This is a genomic window from Pseudomonas sp. LBUM1679 (genome assembly GCF_059695565.1).
The window spans coordinates 5,506,944-5,525,166 of the sequence record NZ_CP166774.1; the positions used below are offsets into that span (position 1 = coordinate 5,506,944).

Below are 18,223 nucleotides of genomic sequence, written 5' to 3' on the forward strand. Positions count from 1 at the left end.
GAAGGGATCGCCGGAGGGTCGCGAATCATACGCTCATGCGGGCGTTCGCGCATCAGAGACTAGTCGACGCAGGCCAGGTTATTTGCTTTTCCGCCGACCGGTGGCGCCGAGCTTGATCAACCGCAGCGCCGCTTCAGCCAGCACCGTGCGCTTGTCGACCTTGTCGAGTTTCTTCCAGGCCTTGATCTCGCGCTTGCTGCGGCCGCAGCCGATGCAGATGTCGTCGGTGAATTTGCAGAGGCTGATGCAGGGGTCTTTGGTAGAACTCATCGAATACTCCAGTCAACACTGAACCCTGTGGGAGCGGGCTTGCCCGCGATGAGGCAGTGTCAGTCGACATCATTGTTGCCTGACCCGCCGCCTTCGCGGGCAAGCCCGCTCCCACAGGGATCTCTATCGCCCACAGGTTTTCGGGTCAGTCCTCGAGTTCGCGGCGTTCGGCTTCGATCGCTTCGGCGAGGGCTTTGGCTTCAGCCTCTTCGTCGGTCAATTCGGGCTCGGGATTCGCGTGTTCGAGCGCGGCGACCGCGGCGAGGAGCTTTTCGCGAGCTTCGGCGACGCCAAGCACATCATCTTCCTGCTGCTCTTCCTGCTCTTGCTGCTCTTGCTGCTCTTGCTGCTCTTGCTGCTCTTCCTGCTCTTCCTGCTCTTCCTGCTCTTCCTGCTCTTCCTGCTCTTCCTGCTCTTCCTCGACTGAGGCTTCGGGCTCAGGTTGAAGTTCAACTTCGATTTCCGGCTCAGGCTGTTCCAAAACCTCTTCAGTCTCAGTCACCGCCCCATCGCGCAGGAGGTCGTCGAAATCCGTCTTGAGCCCCTCCTCCATCGTGTCCAGCTCCTGCAGCAACGTATGGAAACTGGTTTCCTCCTTCGGCTCTTCCGGCTCGGCACTGGCATCCGCCAGCTCTTGCAGCCCGGCCGGCACCGGTGCGTCGTCGAAATCCAGCACCGGATCAGGTTCAAGCTCGCGCAGCTCGGCCAGGGGCGGCAGATCGTCGAGGTTTTTCAGGTTGAAGTGATCGAGAAAGACTTTGGTGGTGGCGAACATCGCCGGTTTGCCGGGCACTTCGCGATAGCCGACGATGCGGATCCACTCGCGCTCCAGCAGGGTCTTGACGATGTGAGTGTTGACCGCCACACCCCGTACGTCTTCGATCTCGCCCCGGGTAATCGGCTGGCGATAAGCGATCAGGGCCATGGTTTCGAGCATGGCGCGGGAATAGCGTTGCGGCCGCTCTTCCCACAGACGCCCGACCCATGGCGAGAATTTTTCGCGGATCTGCAGACGATACCCGGAGGCGACTTCCTTCAGTTCGAAGGCGCGGCCGTCGCAGGACTTGGCCAGAATCGTCAGGGCTTTCTTGAAGACCGGCGGCTCCGGTCGTTCGGCCTCTTCGAACAGTTCGAACAAGCGTTCAAGCGATTGCGGTTTTCCCGAGGCCAACAGAAAGGCTTCAAGCAGTGGCGCCAGCTCGCGGGGTTCACTCAGGTTCATGATTCAACTCGTTATTCGGCTCGGGCCCGGACGTGGATCGCCGCGAACGGTTCATTCTGCACCAGCTCGACCAGGGATTCCTTGACCAGTTCGAGGATCGCCATAAAGGTCACCACCACCCCCAGGCGTCCTTCTTCCGCGGTGAACAGTTCGACAAACGGCACGAAACCGCCGCCCTTGAGCCGTTCCAGCACATCGCTCATGCGTTCGCGGGTGGACAATGCCTCGCGGCTGACCTGGTGGCTTTCGAACATGTCGCCCCGGCGCAGGACCTCGGCCATGGACATCAGCAACTCTTCCAGGCTTACGTCCGGCAACAGCTTGCGCGCCCGGGCCTCGGGGGCGTCGAGCTTGGGCACTACCACGTCACGACCGACGCGGCTCAAGCCATCGATGCCTTCGGCAGCCGCCTTGAAGCGTTCGTACTGCTGCAAGCGCCGGATCAGTTCGGCGCGCGGGTCGTCTTCTTCGTCTGCGATGGTTTCGGCACGTGGCAGCAACATCCGCGACTTGATTTCGGCCAGCATCGCGGCCATCACCAGGTATTCCGCGGCCAGTTCCAGGCGCACCGACTGCATCAATTCGACATAACCCATGTACTGGCGGGTGATTTCCGCCACCGGGATGTCGAGGATGTTGATGTTCTGTTTGCGGATCAGATACAGCAACAGGTCGAGGGGGCCTTCGAAGGCCTCGAGAAAAACCTCGAGCGCGTCCGGCGGGATATACAGGTCCAGCGGCATTTCCATGACCGCCTGGCCATAGACCATGGCGAAGGGCAGCTCTTGCTGGGCTCCGGCCTGACTGTCGACGGGTTCCACTGCGGACATCTAGGCCTCGGCCATGAATGGCGTAGGGTCGCCACAACCGACGCGGATCACTTCGGGTTCGCCGTCAGCGAGGTTGATCACCGTGGACGCCTTGATCCCGCCGAAACCGCCGTCGATGATCAGGTCGACCTGGTGCTCGAGCAACTGGCGCATTTCGTAAGGATCGCTCATCGGGTCGGTGTCGCCGGGCATGATCATGGTCACGCTCATCAACGGTTCGCCGAGTTCTTCCAGCAGCGCCAGGGCAATCGGGTGGGCCGGCACGCGCAGGCCGATGGTGCGTTTTTTCGGATGCAACAGCAGGCGCGGGACTTCGCGAGTGGCGTTGAGGATGAAGGTATAGGGACCCGGCAGATGTGCCTTGAGCAGGCGGAAGGTGCCGGTGTCGATCTTGGCGAACAACCCCAGTTGCGACAGGTCACTGCAAATCAGCGCAAAGTTGTGCTTTTCATCCAGTTGACGCAAGCGGCGCACGCGTTCCACGGCGTTCTTGTCACCGATCTGGCAACCAATGGCGTAGGACGAGTCTGTGGGATAAATCACCACCCCGCCGCCGCGGATGATCTCGACAGCCTGTTTGATCAGGCGCGCTTGCGGGTTTTCCGGATGAATCTGGAAAAATTGACTCACATTTTCTACCTGTTCAGACGGCGGCAATAATTGGGTCATGTTTGAATCGACACCACAGTGGCGGCAGATCCTCCGGGAGCGGGCGGTACTCACCGATCTCGGACCAGCCTCCAGGGCCATGAAAATCACTGCCGGCGCTGACCAGCAGACCGAACTCACGGGCAAGAATCGCCAGGCTGCCCACTTGCTCGGCGGGCTGATGGCCATTGACCACTTCGATCGCGTGGCCCCCTGCTTGAATATAGTCGGCAATCAGCCGGCGACGTTTGCTGCGAGTGAAATCGTAATGCCAGGGATGCGCCAGGCTGACCCAGGCTTTCGCCGCGCGCAGGGTTTCGACGGTGTCTTCCAGGGTCGGCCAGTGTTGCTTGACGTCCCCCAGCTTGCCGGCGCCCAGCCATTTGCGGAACGCCTCGGCGCGATCCTTGACGTAACCCTCGCGCACCATCCAGTCGGCGAAATGCGGACGGGCCGGCGCGTTGCCGCTGTCGCCCAGTTCCTGCTGAATGGCCCGGGCACCTTCCAGCGCGCCCGGCATGCCTTTCAACGCCAACTTGCGGCTTATTTCTTCGGACCGCAGCCAGCGGCCATCGTGCAATCTGGCAATCGCCTCGACCAGCGGTGGTGCATTCACATCAAATCCGTAGCCCAGCACATGGATGGTCGCGCCCCCCCAGGTGCAGGACAATTCGACGCCATTGACCAGTTGCATGCCCAGCGCGGACGCGGCGCTACGGGCCTCATCAAGGCCTTCAAGGGTGTCGTGATCGGTCAAGGCCAGGACTCGCACGCCTTTCTCGAACGCACGCGCAACCAGTATTGCAGGCGCCAGGGCGCCATCGGAGGCCGTGCTGTGGCAGTGCAAGTCAACGTTCACGGGGATGTATTACCTCAAATCAGCTGGCGCTATCGCGCGCCCATATGTTTGTTATTATGCCGCCACATCCTGCTTCTGGCTGCCACTGTGAAACAATTCATCGATTTCATCCCGCTCCTGCTGTTCTTCATTGTGTTCAAGATCGATCCACGGGTCGTCGACATCGCCGGTCATCAACTGACCGTCGGCGGTATCTACAGCGCCACCGCGATGCTGATCGTCAGCTCCCTGGTGGTCTACGGCGCGCTCTATTTCAAGCAGCGCAAGCTGGAGAAGAGCCAGTGGCTGACCCTCATCGCCTGCCTGGTCTTCGGCAGCCTGACCCTGGCGTTCCACAGCGAGACCTTCCTGAAATGGAAAGCCCCGGTGGTCAACTGGCTGTTTGCCCTGGCGTTCATCGGCAGCCACTTCGTCGGTGATCAATTGTTGATCAAACGCATCATGGGCCACGCGCTGACCCTGCCGGAAGCGGTCTGGACCCGACTGAACATCGCCTGGATCGGGTTTTTCCTGTTTTGTGGCGCCGCCAACCTGTTTGTCGCGTTCACCTTCCAGAGCTACTGGGTCGACTTCAAGGTCTTCGGCAGCCTGGGCATGACCTTGCTGTTCCTGGTCGCACAGGGCATCTACCTGTCCCGCCATTTGCACGACGCCGATACCACAACGCCAAAAACCGAGGACTGACATGCTTTACGCAATCATTGCCACAGACGTCGCCAACTCCCTGGAAGCCCGCCTGGCCGCACGGCCTGCCCACCTTGAGCGCCTGCAAGTGCTCAAAGGCGAAGGCCGCATCGTACTGGCCGGCCCGCACCCGGCCGTCGACAGCAATGATCCGGGGGCCGCGGGTTTCACCGGCAGCCTGATCGTCGCCGAATTCGCTTCCCTGAGCGCCGCCCAGGCCTGGGCCGATGCCGATCCGTATATCGCCGCCGGCGTCTACGCCAACGTTTCGGTCAAGCCGTTCAAGCAAGTCCTCCCGTAATATCCCCCTTGCGATGAACCTTCCCGGTTCATCGCGCTCTCAACGCTCATTATTCTCTTTCACCGGCCGACAACCTGCCCAGTAACCGTATTGGAGCAAGGCGTCGCGATACGCAAAGGTCCGTTGTGTCTGAAAAGTTCCGTTATGTCTGAAAAGTTCCGTTGTGTCTGATGATAGTTGTGTCAGCCATCCAAGTCCGCTGCCACATCTATTGACCGACCGGCAACAATGGTTCGTCCTCGGTGCGGTTGGCCCTGCTCTGCGGTATCTTCGCCAGTGGTACAAGCAGCACGTCGGCAATGGCTAAATTGAGTGATTCATGAGCGAGTTGTTATTAATTGATGATGATCAGGAGCTGTGCGAGCTCCTGAGCAGTTGGCTGAGCCAGGAAGGCTTTCACGTCCGCGCCTGCCACGATGGCCGCAGCGCCCGTCGCGCGCTGGCGGAAACCTCGCCGGCGGCCGTGGTGCTGGACGTGATGCTGCCCGACGGCAGCGGCCTGGAGTTGCTCAAGCAACTGCGCAGCGATCATCCGGACTTGCCGGTGCTGATGCTCTCGGCCCGGGGCGAGCCGCTGGATCGTATCCTCGGCCTGGAACTCGGTGCCGACGATTACCTGGCCAAACCCTGCGATCCACGGGAACTGACAGCGCGCTTGCGCGCCGTATTGCGCCGCAGTCATCCGACGGCGGTGTCCAGCCAGCTCGAACTGGGCGACCTGTGTTTCAGCCCGGTGCGCGGCGTGGTCAGCATCGATCAACAGGAATTCACCCTCACCGTTTCCGAAAGCCGCCTGCTCGAAGCGCTGCTCAAGCAACCCGGTGAACCGCTGGACAAACAGGATCTGGCGCAGATCGCCCTCGGCCGCAAATTGACCCTGTACGACCGCAGCCTGGACATGCACATCAGCAATCTGCGCAAAAAGATCGGCCCGCACCCCGACGGCCGCCCGCGCATCGTAGCCCTGCGCAGCCGTGGTTATTACTACAGCCTGTGAAACCCCACACGATCCCCTGTAGGAGCTGGCTTGCCAGCGAAGGCGGTGTAAATGACACACCGCGGCGTCAGCTTCGCCAGCAAGCCGGCTCCTACAGGTGGGTGTTTGTCAGGAAGGTACAAAATCGTCTTTACCCAAGCTTTACGCTCCGCTGACCGCCGCTGACCTTGATCTGCGTAATCTGCACTCATCCGGAACGTACCGGGAACGAGACAAGGAGATTCACCATGCGCAAGACTCTTATCGCTCTGATGTTCGCTGCCGCCCTGCCGACCGTTGCCATGGCCATGCCTGAAGGCGCCGGCCCGATGGGCCCGATGGACGGCTCGCGCCACGGCGGCCAGATGCACGGCATGCACGGCAAAGGCCCGTACAGCCAGCTGGACCTGAGTCGCGAACAGCGCGAGCAGATCCGCAAGATCATGGGCGAGCAGATGCACGAGCGTAAGCAAGTGGTCGACAAATACCTGGAAAAACTGTCGCCAGCCGACCAGAAAGCCATGAAAGATGAAATGGCCGCCAACCACAAGAAAGCCGAAGCCGACGTGCGTGCCCTGCTGAAACCGGATCAACAGAAGCAGTTCGACGAGATCCAGAAGAAAAAGGCCGAGCGCCGCGCGGAATGGGCCGAGTTCAAGGCCTGGAAAGCGCAACAACCGCAAAAAGCGCAATAATGCGCTAACCACCGGACCCAACGGCTGAACACCCTTGGGTCTGGTACAACTCGGTTTAATTGTAGGAGCTGGCTTGCCAGCGAAAGCGGTGTCACAGACAACAATAATGTTGAATTTGACGACCCCTTCGCTGGCAAGCCAGCTCCTACATTGGTTTTATGTTTGTCTGGGGATTATCTGTGCGCTCATTGTTCTGGCGTATCCTGGCCAGCTTCTGGCTGGCCATCGCTCTGGTTGCAGGGCTGTCCATTCTGCTCGGGCACATGCTCAACCAGGACGCGTGGATTCTCAGCCGCCACCCGGGTCTCAACACCCTGGCCGAACAGTGGACGCAAACCTACGAAGCCCAGGGAGAGGAAGCGGCCCAGGACATTCTGGAACAGCGCAAGCGCCAGTATCACATCGACGTTCAGGTGCTCAACGAGAGCGGCGATCCAGTGGTGCGCGGCACCTTCCCCCGCCGCGCGGCAGCCTTTGAAGCGCGGCAGCAAAACGACGATCGCCGCCTGCCGTGGCGTCGCCTGACCGATGAGTACACCAGTGCAAAAACCGGTGACACCTACCTGCTGATCTATCGAATCCCGCATCCGGAACTGGACGCCTGGCACCGCGAAAGCCTGCTTTGGCCGTTGAGTGCATTAGGTATTGCGTTGGTGGTACTGACCCTGTTCAGTCTGCTGGTGACCTTTTCGATCACCCGCCCGCTCAGCCGCTTGCGCGGTGCCGTGCATGATCTGGGGCAAACCACCTATCAACAGAACAGCCTGGTGAAACTGGCAAACCGGCGCGATGAGTTCGGCGTGCTCGCCAACGATTTCAACCGGATGGGCGCGCGCCTGCAAAGTCTGATCGGCAGTCAGCGGCAACTGTTGCGCGATGTATCCCACGAATTGCGCTCGCCCCTCGCCCGACTGCGCATTGCGCTGGCACTGGCCGAACGGGCCAACCCCGAGGAACGGGAAAAACTCTGGCCACGCCTGACCCGTGAATGCGACCGGCTGGAAGCGCTGATCAGCGAAATCCTGGTGCTGGCGCGGGTCGATGCCGACAACGCCAGCGCCGAAGAGGTGGACCTGAATGCCTTGCTCAACACCCTGCAAAAAGATGCACAGTTAGGTTCGCCGGAGCAGAACGTGCGCCTTGAGGCCGAGCCGCAACTGAACCTCAAAGGCTGGCCGACCATGATCGAACGCGCGGTGGACAACCTGCTGCGCAACGCCCAGCGCTTTAACCCCGTAGGGCAATCGATAGAAATGCTGGCATCACGCCAGGGTGAGCGAATTGTCGTCAGTGTGCGCGACCATGGGCCCGGTGTGGAGACCGAGCATTTGAGCCAGTTGGGTGAGCCGTTCTATCGCGCACCGGGACAGGCTGCGGCGGGGCATGGCCTGGGGTTGGCGATTGCCCGTCGTGCGGCGGAGCGGCATGGCGGGAGCCTGGTGTTGGCCAATCATCCGCAGGGTGGGTTTATCGCCAGTCTTGAATTGCCGTTGGTGCCGGGGGCTGTGGTGCAGCCTTGAGAGCAGTGGTGATGCAAAAAGATCGCAGCCTCGTTGCACTCGTCAGCTCCTACAAGGGTTTTGTGTACACCTGTAGGAGCTGACGAGTGCAACGAGGCTGCGATCTTTTGATCTTAGGCTTTTAAAGACGGCCAGGCGCTGACAAACTCGGCCAGATCAACCTTCTCCGCCACCCGCGGCTCTTTCTGCGGGGTGCCCAGATAAAGAAACGCGATCACCTCTTCCCCTTCCGCCAGTCCCAACCCTTTGGCCACATGCGGCGAATAAGCCAGCTCACCGGTGCGCCATACCGCGCCAATCCCTTGCGCATAGGCCGCCAGCAAAATCCCGTGGGCCGCGCAACCCGCCGCCAGCAGCTGTTCGGACTTTGGATATTTGACGTGGTCCTGCAAACGGGCGACCACCACAACCACCAGCGGCGCACGCAGCGGACCGTTACGCGCCTTGTCCAGCGCAGCCTCGGACACTTCGCTGTCCTGCAGCCGCGCCGCTTCGGCCAGCAACTCGCCCATCTGCTCGCGCGCCGCGCCTTCGACGGTCAGGAAGCGCCAAGGCTGCAGGTGGCCATGGTCCGGTGCTCGCATCGCGGCGGCAAACAGCACTTCGCGCTGCTCCGGGGTGGGTGCCGGTTCAAGCAGTCGTGGAACGGAAACACGGTTGAGCAACGCGTCGAGAGCCTGCATCGGCCACCTCCTGAAAAAATTGTCCGGCTATTCTAGCTGCAAGTGAGCAGACCCTGCCGGTTTACATGCCCTGCGCCGCAGGTAGAATGGCGCCCTTCCCTATTACAGCCCGAGCGGACTTCATGGCGTTGCCGACCTTACGGACCATTGGTTTCATCATCGGCATCTTCCTGATCACGCTGGCCATCGCCATGGTCGTGCCCATGGCCACACTGGTGATCTTCGAGCGCACCGGCGACCTGCCATCGTTCCTCTGGGCGAGCATGATCACCTTTGTCGCAGGTCTGGCCCTGGTCATCCCCGGGCGTCCCGAACACGTGCACCTGCGCCCGCGGGACATGTACCTGCTGACCGTCAGCAGCTGGCTGGTGGTCTGTATCTTCGCCGCGCTGCCGTTCCTGCTGACCCAGCACATCAGCTACACCGACTCGTTCTTCGAAAGCATGTCCGGCATCACTGCCACCGGCTCGACGGTGCTCAACCACTTGGACGACATGTCCCCCGGCATCCTGATGTGGCGCTCGTTGCTGCACTGGATCGGCGGCATCGGGTTTATCGGCATGGCGGTAGCGATTCTGCCACTGCTGCGCATCGGTGGCATGCGCCTGTTCCAGACCGAGTCGTCGGACCGTTCCGAAAAGATCATGCCGCGCTCGCACATGGTGGCGCGCCTGATCGTCGCGGCCTACGTCGGCATCACCATTTTCGGCAGCCTGGCGTTCTGGTGGGCCGGGATGAGCCCGTTCGATGCGATCAACCACGCAATGTCGGCGATCTCCACCGGTGGTTTCTCCACCTCCGACCAGTCCCTGGCCAAGTGGACGCAACCGGCAGTGCACTGGGTAGCCATCGTCATCATGATTCTTGGCAGCCTGCCGTTCACCCTGTACGTGGCGACCTTGCGCGGCAATCGCCGGGCCCTGATCAAGGATCAGCAGGTGCAAGGCTTGCTCGGCATGTTGCTGGTGACCTGGCTGGTGCTCGGCACCTGGTACTGGTGGACCACCCAGCTGCATTGGCTCGAGGCGTTGCGGCACGTGGCGCTGAACGTGACCTCGGTGGTAACGACGACAGGCTTCGCGCTTGGGGACTACAGCCTGTGGGGAAATTTCTCGCTGATGCTGTTCTTCTACCTGGGCTTTATCGGCGGCTGCTCGGGATCGACCGCTGGCGGGATCAAGATTTTCCGCTTCCAGGTCGCCTATATCCTGCTCAAGGCCAACCTTAACCAATTGATTCACCCGCGTGCGGTGATCAAGCAGAAGTACAACGGTCACCGTCTCGACGAAGAGATCGTGCGCTCGATCCTGACCTTTTCGTTCTTCTTCGCCATCACCATCTGCGTGATCGCCCTGCTGCTGTCGCTGCTCGGCGTGGACTGGATGACCGCCCTTACCGGCGCGGCCAGTACCGTGTCCGGTGTCGGTCCGGGACTGGGCGAGACCATCGGCCCGGCAGGTAACTTCGCGTCCCTGCCGGACGCCGCCAAATGGATTCTCTCGTTCGGCATGCTGCTCGGCCGACTGGAGATCATTACGGTATTTGTCCTGTGCATACCGGCGTTCTGGCGTCACTGACCGGGTTCGGCCTTTCCATCAGCCGCACCCGGTACTCGCCGGGGGTGGCATCGAACCAGCGTCGAAAAGCGCGGAAGAAGTTGCTCGGATCGGCGAAACCCAACAGGTAGGCAATCTCCAGCAGGGTCATGCCCGGTTGCGCCAGGTACTGCTCCGCCAGTTCGCGCCGGGTGTCGTCCAACAGCGTCTGAAAACTCGTGCCCTCTTCCTGCAGGCGTCGCTGCAAGGTCCGTTGCGACAGGTGCAGCGTCTGCGCCACGGTATCGCGCTTGGGTTCGCCCTGGGGCAGCAACCGGCACAACACCTGCCGCGCCTTGTGGGTCACCCGGCTTTCGGAGAACCGCGCCAGGTATTCGCCGGCAAACCGGTCATGCAGCAGCGCCATCGCCTCGTTGGCCGTAGGCAGCGGCGCTTCCATATCGGCGCGCTCGAAGATCAACGCGTCATACGGCGCGTTGAATGCCATCGGCGCGTGGAAGGCTTGTTTATAGGGTTCGAGATTGATGGGCTCATCGCCCTGCAACAACACCTTGCGCGGCTGCAGGACACGCCCGGTCAACCAGCCACACAGCGCCAGGGCACAGGCCAATGAAGCTTCGGCGCTCTGCCGGGTGGGCGGCAGATGGTCGCCATGGACCGTCAGAATCAGCGCGTAGCCTTCATCCAGCAACCGGAAACTCAGGTCGGCGCTTTCGGCGATGATCCGCTGATAACGCACCAGCCGCTGAAAACCTTCGGCCAGGGTCTGGCTGGACATCAGGGCATAGCCCGCCACATGGAAGGAGGCCGGCCGCACCACCTTGCCCATGTTCAGGCCAATCGCCGGGTTGCCGGACAGCTCGACCGCACGCTGCCACAGGCGTGTCATGGAATCTTGCGGGAAGCGCGCGTCCGGATCATCCAGCGCCGCGTAGTCGAGTCCCAGTTGCCTGAACAGAACCCGGCAATCCAGGCCATCCATTTCCAGTGCCTTGACAATCCCCATTGCCCAGCTTGCAGATGTCGTTCGTTCGCTCATGGCGTGTTCTTAAATGATGAGCCGCATGCTGCGGCCAATTTCCGAAGGATACTAAAGTGGCGCCCATAGTCACTGGCTGATGCCATTGTTCACTCTAGACTTAAATAAGCTACCCGCAGAACAACTTGCAGTCAGAACAATAACCACAGAGATCGCGGTCGTGGAAAACATCAGACGTTTCAACAGTTTCGCTGAGTTTTACCCGTATTACCTCAGCGAACACAGCAACAGTACCTGCCGACGACTGCACTTTATCGGCACGACGCTGGTGATCTTCATCCTGGCCCTGACCCTCGGCAAAGGCGCCTGGCTGATGTTGCTGACCTTGCCGCTGGCGGGTTACAGCTTCGCCTGGATCGGGCATTTCTTCTTCGAAAAAAACCGTCCCGCGACCTTCCAGCACCCGCTTTACAGCCTGCTCGGCGATTTCGTCATGTACCGGGACATGATCCTGGGTCGCGTGCCGTTCTAGGGGCAATCAGTCAACAGAGGACAGTCGATGAATGCCAACGCCCGTTTCACCCACATGAAGGACGGCACGCAGGAAGACTGGGCGATCATCGCCGCCGATTTCAGTGCCTACGCCCGACAACTGCCGACGCGGATTGTGGCGCACCTGAAATTGCTGGAGGGTGACTTCGGCGGCTTCCCGGTGGATCGCCTGACCCACTCCCTGCAAACCGCCACCCGCGCCTGGCGCGATGGTCGCGACGAAGAATACGTGGTCTGCGCCCTGCTTCACGACATCGGTGACACCCTGGGATCCTACAACCATCCGGACATCGCCGCGGCGATCCTCAAGCCGTTCGTCAGCGCCGAGAATCTGTGGATGGTGGAAAAGCACGGGATTTTCCAGGGTTATTACTTCTTTCATTACTTGGGCATGGATCGGCATTTGCGCGAGCAATTCAGCGGGCATCCGCAGTATCAGGCGACGATCGAATTCTGCGCCAAATATGATGCGGCGGCGTTTGATCCGGCGTACGACACACTGCCGTTGAGCTTCTTCGAGCCGATGATGGAGCGGTTGTTTGCGCAGCCGAAGCATTCGATTTACAAGGCGGCGATGCAAGAGCATTCGCCAGCCTGATGGATCTGGAGTGTTCGGGCTGGCCCCATCGCGAGCAAGCTCGCTCCCACAGTGAGCGAGGTGAACTCAAAATTTGTGAACGCCAGAAAACCCTGTGGGAGCGAGCTTGCTCGCGATGGGGCCAGCCTGGACACCCTGACTTTCAGGCCGGCTCCGCGATCTTCACCGCCTTCAACTGCGCCTCCCGCGCCTGGGCATCCGCCAACCGATACAACTCGATCGAGCCGTCCCAATGCTCGATCAACGCCGTGCACGACTCTACCCAATCCCCGCAATTGAGGTAATCCACCTCGCCCACCTTGCGGATCTCGGCATGGTGAATGTGCCCGCACACCACGCCATGCAGTCCGCGTTTAACGCATTCGTGGGCAATGGCTTCTTCAAAATCGCTGATGAAGCTGACCGCTGTCTTCACCTTGTGCTTGAGATACGCCGACAACGACCAGTAGCCATAGCCATAACGGGCGCGCCAATGATTGAGCCAGCGGTTGAGGGTCAGGGTGAGTTCGTAGGCGGAGTCGCCAAGAAAGGCCAGCCAGCGGTGGTAACGGGTGATCACATCGAACTGGTCGCCATGGATCACCAGCAAATGACGGCCATCGGCGGTGACGTGCACGGCTTCGTCCACCAACTGGATGTTGCCCAGGATCAGCTTCGAGTAACGGCGCAGAAACTCGTCATGGTTGCCGGTGACGTAAATCACCTCGGTCCCGCGTTTGCTCATGGTCAACAAACGACGAATCACGTTGGTGTGCGCCTGGGGCCAGTACATGCCGCCGCGCAGTTTCCAGCCGTCGATGATGTCGCCGACCAGGTAGATCTTGTCCGGATGGTAGCCCTTGAGAAACTGCGACAGGTGTTCGGCCTGGCAATCCCGGGTGCCCAGATGCACATCGGAAATCCACAGGGTCCGCACACGTTGCTTGCGACTGGGTTTGGCGAACTCGGCGCTGGTCATGGGCAACCCTCTGCGATTGTTTGGGCAAGCTTGCGCCGGCCGGATTAATGGCCCATGACAGTGGCAAGTCAGTCCCGTGACAGCGCTCGCGTACGCCCTCGGTGTAGAATGGCGACCTTATTCGGGAGACCTGCGATGAGACCGATCCTCACGCTACGCCAGTACAGCGACGAGCTGATCGTCCACAGCCACGACCACGCGCAACTGGTGTTCGGACTGTCTGGCGCGCTGGATTTCGAGGTCGACGGACGCGGCAGCCAGGTAGTCCAGCAGAGTTTCGTGGTGGTGCCGTCCGGTTTTCACCATGCCTGCGGCAGCGCCAATGGCAGCCGTTGCCTGGTGCTGGATGTGCCAGGCGATGAGTGGGTCTTGCAGTCACTGGGCGATCACGCGCAAGCCAGCCGTCGTTTGCTCGACAACGCCGGGCGCCTGCCGCTGGATGCCGGGCAAAGCCAACTGGTGAACTGGCTGGCGGCCAGTCAGGTCAGTGATCCTCTCATCGCGCAACAGGGTGCGGTGCTGTTGCTGGCCAGCCTCAACCATGCCAAACCGCAGGTCATGGGCGGTCGGCGCCTGCCCTATGCGGCGCTCAATGCACATATTGATCAGCATGCAGCCTACCCGCTGCAAGTCGCCGACCTGGCGCGTATCGCCGGATTGTCCAGCGCCCGGTTGCATGCGCGGTTCGTTGCCGAATGCGGTCAGACCCCGATGGACTATATCCGTAGCCGACGATTGCACATGGCCGTGGGTATGCTGCGGGATTCGGCGCTGCCCATCGGCGAGATTGCCAGTCGGGTCGGCTACAGCTCGCAGAGTGCCTTCGCGGCCGCGGTGTTGCGCGAATTTGGCGCCTCGCCCGGCACATTGCGGCGCGAGGCTGGCGACAAACAACGATAGTTTGCCGACAGACATACTGGGGTTATCACGGTTCAATGTAGGAGCTGCCGAAGGCTGCGATCTTTTGATCTTGATCTTGATCTTGATCTATTCGAGATCGCTGAGAAGCAAGATCAAAAGATCGCAGCCTGCGGCAGCTCCTACCGGGGACCGTGCTCACGTTGGTGAGCGTTGTCCGGCAGATTCGATACGCTCATCAAGGATTGCAATGACTCCCCGTACCGCCCTTGGCGCCCTGCATATCGGCGCACTGATGTTTGGCCTGACCGGCGTGTTCGGCAAACTCGCCGCCGCCTCCCCCGCCGTCATCGTTTTCGGGCGTGCCGCGTTTGCCGTGCTGGCGTTGGCGTTTTTTGCGCGGTTCGCCAGCTCTACGCGCTGGCGCAAGCTCGAGGCCGTGGACTGGCGCCGGTTGTTGCTCAGCGGCTTGCTGCTGGCCGGGCATTGGGTCAGTTTTTTCATTGCAGTGAAGGTGGCCGGCGTGGCGATCGCGACCCTGGGCTTTGCCAGTTTCCCGGCGTTTACCGTGATCCTCGAAGGGTTGATCTTCCGCGAGCGGATTCGCGCCAACGAAATCCTGCTGGTGGTGCTGGTGAGCGTCGGGCTGGTGCTGGTCACGCCGGACTTCGATCTGGCCAGTGGCGCCACCACCGGCCTGCTTTGGGCGGTGGCTTCCGGCTTGCTGTTCGCCCTGCTGTCGTTGACCAACCGCGCCAGCTCCGGGCGCATCCCGCCGGTGCAGGCGGCGCTGTGTCAGAACGTGGTGGTCGCGCTGTGCCTGCTGCCGGTGGCGGCACCGCAATTGAGCGAGGTGCGCGCCCTCGATTGGCTGTGGATCGGCCTGCTCGGGGTGTTCTGCACCGGCGTCGCTCACAGCCTGTTCGTCGCCAGCCTGGCGGTGATCAAGGCGCGAACCGCCGCGGTGGTGTTCGCCCTGGAGCCGGTTTACGGGATCACCATGGCCTGGCTGCTGTTCGATGAAAACCCGACGCTGCGCATGCTGTTCGGCGGTGCGCTGATCATCGTTGCGATTGTGGTGTCCAACTGGCTCTCGGGCGGTTCAAGCAACAAGACCGTTGCGGCACAAGCCCCGTCTCACTGAGTGCGGTCGTTGTGCCCCAGGTCACGGTCCGGATCGATCCGGTCGCGGACCCGCTGCTTGAGCACCTTGGCCTCGGGGAAACCGCCGTCGGTCTTGCGTTCCCAGATTTGCACCTCGTCACAAAAAATGTGAAAGACCCCGCCGGTGCCGGGCACCAGGGACACTTTGCCGAGGTCGTCGCCAAAGGTACTGAGCAGTTCCTGGGCCAGCCAGGCCGCACGCAACAGCCATTGGCATTGCGTGCAATAAGTGATGACGATTTCCGGTTTATGCGCGGTCATGATGGGTGGGATTCCTGAGTCGGCGGGCGTCGCTATCATAGCCGGCTTTATCGCGCGTCCTGTAGGAGCCGGCTTGCTGGCGATGGGATCACTGCGGTCTTTCAGATAGACCGCAGCGATGCCATCGCCAGCAAGCCGGCTCCTACAGATCTTTTGATCTTCAGCGGATGCCGGCCAATAAACTCCGGGCGGTTTGTTTGAGTGGCTCGTCGCCGTCCTTGAGCAGCTCGTTGAGCAGTTCGATGGCGCTGTCCAGGTCGCCGTCATCGATGCAGGTCTGGGCCTGTTCCAGTTTGCCTGCATGGCTCGATTCGGACAGCTCAAGATCCTCGGCACTCAACGGTTCAAGCTCCAATGACAAGCCGGCATCAGCGAATCCGTCGAGAAAGTCGTCATCCAGAGGCTGTGCGTCAGGTTCGGCCACCCACTCGAACGCGGGTTCGTCCAGCGTCGGTTCGTCAGGCATTTCGAACACATCGGGCAAGACGTGCAGATTCGAGGTGAATGCAGGCTCGTGGCTGCGTGATGCCTCATTTGGGGGGGCGGCGGGCGGTGACGTGTCGAAGGGGCTGATCAAGTCCCAGTTCGAATCCATCGACAGGTCATCCAGGTTCAACTGGAACTCATCGCTGGCGGCTGCCTGGGGCTGCGCAACCAAGGGCGGCGTGATGTTCGGTGCGATGCTCGGTGCGATGGCCAAGGCGGCGACAGTGCCCAGTTTCGGATAACGGTCACGCATCTCCTGAAGCTTGTGCGGGTCGAACCCCGCGTCACGCAGGCTGTTTTCCTGCGCGTCATAGGCGGACACGTCACCCTGCCTGCCCAGGACTTCCAGCAGCTGCACGGCCAGATCGGTGCGGTTCGGCTCCTTGACCAACGCCTCCCTCAACACACCGGCCGCTTCGGAAAAACGGCCATAGGCCAGATAAATGCCGACCCCTTCGAGCACATCGCCCGCCGACGACTCTTCGCCCTGGCCGGATGCCGGAGCAGGCGGCTGCGCTTGCCGACTCAGCACCGGCTCATGCCGTGACGGCAAAACGGCTAACGGTTCAGGGACTGCCTGAACCTGCTGCCGCTGACGGCGAATGAACACTCCGAGCAACGCCAGGGCCACCAGCAACAGCACGCCGTAGATCAGCAGCCAGTGAGTCGTCTCGATTTTTTCAACAGCAACCGGCGCTGGCGCCGCGACGTCTGGCGCAACAGGCTCCACCGCAGCCTGGGTGAGTTGCGCCAATTGAGCCTGCAATTCTGTGACCTGTTTTTTCTGACCGGCTATGTGCTCGTTTTGAGCCTGCAATTTTGCATTCAGCTCATCGATCGTGGTTTGCAACGCCTGGTTCTTCAGGACGCTGACGGCCAGTTGCTCGGCAACAGGATCAGTGACCGGCGCGGCAGCCGGTTGCTCGACAGGCGGGGTGAGCGGCTTTTTGCTCTTCACCGCAGGTGGCACTGCTACGGCCGGCTCGACGCTCGGGAATGCGGACGATTGCGTGCTGGCAACCGGTTCGTCAGCCACCGGCACAATCCCCGGTGAGCCCGGCGGGTCGATCAATACCGTGTACTCGCGCAGCACGCGTCCGTTGGGCTGATTGAGCTGCACCAGGAAATTGAGGAAGGGCTCATTGACCGGCTTGTTGGAGCTCACCCGGATCAGCCGGCGGTCGCCGCGCAGGATCGGCGTGAACTTCAGGTCGTTGAGAAAGAACGCCCGATCAACGCCGGCGCGGCTGAACTCTTCTGCCGTTGCCAGGCTGACCGACAACTCGCCCTCCTCCAGACCCGCGGCGTCCATCAGGGCGATGTCGGCACGCAGCGGTTGATTCAGTGCCGAATGCAGGGTGATTTCACCCAAGCCCAGCGCGGGGGCCAATGCCGAGTAGGCAACAGCACCACCGACCAGAAGCAGCCTGGCGCCACACCGCAATACCACGTGCAAACTCTCGAGCATGAGCATCCCTTGGATAACCGGAACCAACCTTGTACGTGTTCGCACATCCGGTACGAACACGATATTGCCGACTAGTTCTTTATAGTCTGCCCAACGGGGTATCTCAAAGGACCGGCACGCGGCTATGCCTCAAGATTTTTCCAGGTTGGCCAGTATGTGTCCGTGGACCCGCATACAGACTTTCAGATCCGCTTCATCAACGCCCTCGAACAGCTCCTGCCGCAACTGGGTGGCAATGGTTTCAATCTGGTCGATCAGGGGGCGGGCCGGGGCACAGAGGACGATCTTCTTTGCCCGGCGGTCTTCCAGCACCGATTGACGTTGCACCAGTCCCTGGCTTTCCAGGCTGTCGAGCAACCGGGCCAGGGTCGGCCCTTCTACGCCGACGCTTTGCGCCAGTTCGCGCTGGGTGGGTGCATCGTCGAAACGTGCCAGGTGCAGCAGCACCAGCCAGCGTGCCTGGGACAACCCGAGGCCGGCCAGGCGGCGGTCCAGTTCGGCCCGCCAGCCGCGCGACATCTGGGCCAGTTGCATGCCAAAGCGGTGTTGATCGGTGAACGGCATAAAACACTCATGATTAGGCTGAAATAGAGAAATACTAATTATTAGTCAGCTAAGCATGACCTTTGGCTATAGGCAAGAGGTGCTATGTACT

At 61.0% G+C, this 18,223-nt stretch carries 21 protein-coding genes and 1 pseudogene; 11 read left to right on the top strand and 11 right to left on the bottom strand.

Annotation, left to right across the window (positions count from 1 at the left end; all coding sequences use genetic code 11):
- Positions 1-78: 78 nt before the first annotated feature.
- The 5 genes from ACA062_RS24965 to ACA062_RS24985 all read right to left on the bottom strand — a co-directional run bounded on the left by ACA062_RS24965 (position 79) and on the right by ACA062_RS24985 (position 3,829).
- Positions 79-270 carry a DUF1289 domain-containing protein gene (locus ACA062_RS24965; RefSeq protein WP_154977459.1) on the bottom strand — a complete coding sequence of 64 codons (192 nt, stop codon included), beginning with the start codon at positions 268-270 and terminating at the stop codon, positions 79-81.
- Positions 271-415: 145 nt separating this feature from the next.
- The gene (gene scpB, locus ACA062_RS24970) at positions 416-1,492 is read right to left on the bottom strand and encodes an SMC-Scp complex subunit ScpB (RefSeq protein ID WP_497453455.1); all 1,077 of its coding nucleotides are present in this window, start codon (positions 1,490-1,492) and stop codon (positions 416-418) included.
- Positions 1,493-1,503: 11 nt separating this feature from the next.
- A complete protein-coding gene (locus ACA062_RS24975) occupies positions 1,504-2,322 on the bottom strand; it encodes a segregation and condensation protein A (protein WP_128871745.1) in 819 nt (272 codons plus the stop codon).
- Positions 2,323-2,952 carry an L-threonylcarbamoyladenylate synthase gene (locus ACA062_RS24980; protein WP_497453456.1) on the bottom strand — a complete coding sequence of 210 codons (630 nt, stop codon included), beginning with the start codon at positions 2,950-2,952 and terminating at the stop codon, positions 2,323-2,325. It lies immediately after the preceding gene.
- A gap of 13 nt (positions 2,953-2,965) precedes the next feature.
- Positions 2,966-3,829, bottom strand: coding sequence for a PHP domain-containing protein (locus ACA062_RS24985; RefSeq protein WP_497453457.1), 864 nt, complete (start codon positions 3,827-3,829; stop codon positions 2,966-2,968).
- Between the two features lie 87 nt (positions 3,830-3,916).
- Here ACA062_RS24985 and ACA062_RS24990 point away from each other — a divergent pair, with 87 nt between their 5' ends.
- From ACA062_RS24990 to ACA062_RS25015, 6 genes and pseudogenes are all read left to right on the top strand, one after another.
- Positions 3,917-4,513 (top strand): septation protein A, encoded by a 597-nt coding sequence (locus ACA062_RS24990; RefSeq protein WP_497453458.1) that lies wholly within the window; start codon positions 3,917-3,919, stop codon positions 4,511-4,513.
- A gap of 1 nt (position 4,514) precedes the next feature.
- Positions 4,515-4,814 (top strand): YciI family protein, encoded by a 300-nt coding sequence (locus tag ACA062_RS24995; protein WP_157711983.1) that lies wholly within the window; start codon positions 4,515-4,517, stop codon positions 4,812-4,814.
- 193 nt (positions 4,815-5,007) lie between these two features.
- A pseudogene (locus tag ACA062_RS25000) lies at positions 5,008-5,126 on the top strand (translation initiation factor 2); the annotation flags it as partial.
- 7 nt (positions 5,127-5,133) lie between these two features.
- Positions 5,134-5,811, top strand: coding sequence for a response regulator transcription factor (locus ACA062_RS25005; RefSeq protein ID WP_138968662.1), 678 nt, complete (start codon positions 5,134-5,136; stop codon positions 5,809-5,811).
- A 227-nt stretch (positions 5,812-6,038) separates the two neighbouring features.
- Positions 6,039-6,485, top strand: coding sequence for a Spy/CpxP family protein refolding chaperone (locus ACA062_RS25010; RefSeq protein WP_150749095.1), 447 nt, complete (start codon positions 6,039-6,041; stop codon positions 6,483-6,485).
- Between the two features lie 179 nt (positions 6,486-6,664).
- Entirely contained in the window at positions 6,665-8,005 is a 1,341-nt protein-coding gene (locus tag ACA062_RS25015; RefSeq protein ID WP_497453459.1) for a sensor histidine kinase, read from the top strand.
- Between the two features lie 113 nt (positions 8,006-8,118).
- On the opposite strand, the gene ACA062_RS25020 is transcribed toward ACA062_RS25015, so the two are convergent.
- Positions 8,119-8,688, bottom strand: coding sequence for an NAD(P)H nitroreductase (locus ACA062_RS25020; protein ID WP_497453460.1), 570 nt, complete (start codon positions 8,686-8,688; stop codon positions 8,119-8,121).
- 122 nt (positions 8,689-8,810) lie between these two features.
- Here ACA062_RS25020 and ACA062_RS25025 point away from each other — a divergent pair, with 122 nt between their 5' ends.
- On the top strand, positions 8,811-10,265 hold the full coding sequence (locus tag ACA062_RS25025; RefSeq protein WP_497453461.1) for a TrkH family potassium uptake protein: 1,455 nt from the start codon (positions 8,811-8,813) through the stop codon (positions 10,263-10,265).
- On the opposite strand, the gene ACA062_RS25030 is transcribed toward ACA062_RS25025, so the two are convergent.
- Positions 10,222-11,283 (bottom strand): AraC family transcriptional regulator, encoded by a 1,062-nt coding sequence (locus ACA062_RS25030; protein WP_497453462.1) that lies wholly within the window; start codon positions 11,281-11,283, stop codon positions 10,222-10,224. The genes ACA062_RS25025 and ACA062_RS25030 overlap by 44 nt on opposite strands.
- 160 nt (positions 11,284-11,443) lie before the next feature.
- Between ACA062_RS25030 and ACA062_RS25035 the strand changes: the two genes are divergently transcribed.
- Both ACA062_RS25035 and ACA062_RS25040 read left to right on the top strand, forming a co-directional pair.
- Positions 11,444-11,755: an Mpo1-like protein gene (locus ACA062_RS25035; protein ID WP_128871755.1), complete on the top strand. Its 312-nt coding sequence runs from the start codon at positions 11,444-11,446 to the stop codon at positions 11,753-11,755.
- 27 nt (positions 11,756-11,782) lie between these two features.
- The gene (locus ACA062_RS25040; protein WP_497453463.1) at positions 11,783-12,373 is read left to right on the top strand and encodes an HD domain-containing protein; all 591 of its coding nucleotides are present in this window, start codon (positions 11,783-11,785) and stop codon (positions 12,371-12,373) included.
- A 142-nt stretch (positions 12,374-12,515) separates the two neighbouring features.
- Here the strand turns inward: ACA062_RS25040 and ACA062_RS25045 are convergent, their stop codons facing one another.
- Positions 12,516-13,331, bottom strand: a complete 816-nt coding sequence (locus ACA062_RS25045) for a UDP-2,3-diacylglucosamine diphosphatase (RefSeq protein ID WP_497453464.1) — start codon at positions 13,329-13,331, stop codon at positions 12,516-12,518.
- 135 nt (positions 13,332-13,466) lie between these two features.
- Between ACA062_RS25045 and ACA062_RS25050 the strand changes: the two genes are divergently transcribed.
- Both ACA062_RS25050 and ACA062_RS25055 read left to right on the top strand, forming a co-directional pair.
- Positions 13,467-14,231 (top strand): helix-turn-helix transcriptional regulator, encoded by a 765-nt coding sequence (locus ACA062_RS25050; protein ID WP_497453465.1) that lies wholly within the window; start codon positions 13,467-13,469, stop codon positions 14,229-14,231.
- 208 nt (positions 14,232-14,439) lie between these two features.
- On the top strand, positions 14,440-15,333 hold the full coding sequence (locus tag ACA062_RS25055; protein ID WP_497453466.1) for a DMT family transporter: 894 nt from the start codon (positions 14,440-14,442) through the stop codon (positions 15,331-15,333).
- Here the strand turns inward: ACA062_RS25055 and ACA062_RS25060 are convergent.
- The 3 genes from ACA062_RS25060 to ACA062_RS25070 form a co-directional block, all read right to left on the bottom strand.
- Positions 15,327-15,614, bottom strand: coding sequence for an Rdx family protein (locus ACA062_RS25060; RefSeq protein ID WP_150749203.1), 288 nt, complete (start codon positions 15,612-15,614; stop codon positions 15,327-15,329). The two genes, ACA062_RS25055 and ACA062_RS25060, sit on opposite strands and share 7 nt — an antisense overlap.
- Positions 15,615-15,774: 160 nt before the next feature.
- Complete coding sequence (locus ACA062_RS25065) at positions 15,775-17,568, bottom strand: motility hub landmark protein FimV (RefSeq protein WP_497453467.1); 1,794 nt, start codon at positions 17,566-17,568, stop codon at positions 15,775-15,777.
- Between the two features lie 129 nt (positions 17,569-17,697).
- Complete coding sequence (locus tag ACA062_RS25070; RefSeq protein WP_497453468.1) at positions 17,698-18,132, bottom strand: MarR family transcriptional regulator; 435 nt, start codon at positions 18,130-18,132, stop codon at positions 17,698-17,700.
- Positions 18,133-18,223 lie beyond the last annotated feature (91 nt).

Bases quoted from the DNA above. Each gene is read 5' to 3' on its own strand.
- ACA062_RS25055 (WP_497453466.1), top strand. From the start codon at position 14,440: ATGACTCCCCGTACCGCCCTTGGCGCCCTGCATATCGGCGCACTGATG.
- ACA062_RS25050 (WP_497453465.1), top strand. From the start codon at position 13,467: ATGAGACCGATCCTCACGCTACGCCAGTACAGCGACGAGCTGATCGTC.
- ACA062_RS24975 (WP_128871745.1), bottom strand. From the start codon at position 2,322: ATGTCCGCAGTGGAACCCGTCGACAGTCAGGCCGGAGCCCAGCAAGAG.
- ACA062_RS25070 (WP_497453468.1), bottom strand. From the start codon at position 18,132: ATGCCGTTCACCGATCAACACCGCTTTGGCATGCAACTGGCCCAGATG.
- ACA062_RS24995 (WP_157711983.1), top strand. From the start codon at position 4,515: ATGCTTTACGCAATCATTGCCACAGACGTCGCCAACTCCCTGGAAGCC.
- ACA062_RS25060 (WP_150749203.1), bottom strand. From the start codon at position 15,614: ATGACCGCGCATAAACCGGAAATCGTCATCACTTATTGCACGCAATGC.
- ACA062_RS25020 (WP_497453460.1), bottom strand. From the start codon at position 8,688: ATGCAGGCTCTCGACGCGTTGCTCAACCGTGTTTCCGTTCCACGACTG.
- ACA062_RS25005 (WP_138968662.1), top strand. From the start codon at position 5,134: ATGAGCGAGTTGTTATTAATTGATGATGATCAGGAGCTGTGCGAGCTC.
- ACA062_RS25010 (WP_150749095.1), top strand. From the start codon at position 6,039: ATGCGCAAGACTCTTATCGCTCTGATGTTCGCTGCCGCCCTGCCGACC.
- scpB (WP_497453455.1), bottom strand. From the start codon at position 1,492: ATGAACCTGAGTGAACCCCGCGAGCTGGCGCCACTGCTTGAAGCCTTT.
- ACA062_RS25065 (WP_497453467.1), bottom strand. From the start codon at position 17,568: ATGCTCGAGAGTTTGCACGTGGTATTGCGGTGTGGCGCCAGGCTGCTT.
- ACA062_RS25040 (WP_497453463.1), top strand. From the start codon at position 11,783: ATGAATGCCAACGCCCGTTTCACCCACATGAAGGACGGCACGCAGGAA.
- ACA062_RS25045 (WP_497453464.1), bottom strand. From the start codon at position 13,331: ATGACCAGCGCCGAGTTCGCCAAACCCAGTCGCAAGCAACGTGTGCGG.
- ACA062_RS25025 (WP_497453461.1), top strand. From the start codon at position 8,811: ATGGCGTTGCCGACCTTACGGACCATTGGTTTCATCATCGGCATCTTC.
- ACA062_RS25030 (WP_497453462.1), bottom strand. From the start codon at position 11,283: ATGAGCGAACGAACGACATCTGCAAGCTGGGCAATGGGGATTGTCAAG.
- ACA062_RS24965 (WP_154977459.1), bottom strand. From the start codon at position 270: ATGAGTTCTACCAAAGACCCCTGCATCAGCCTCTGCAAATTCACCGAC.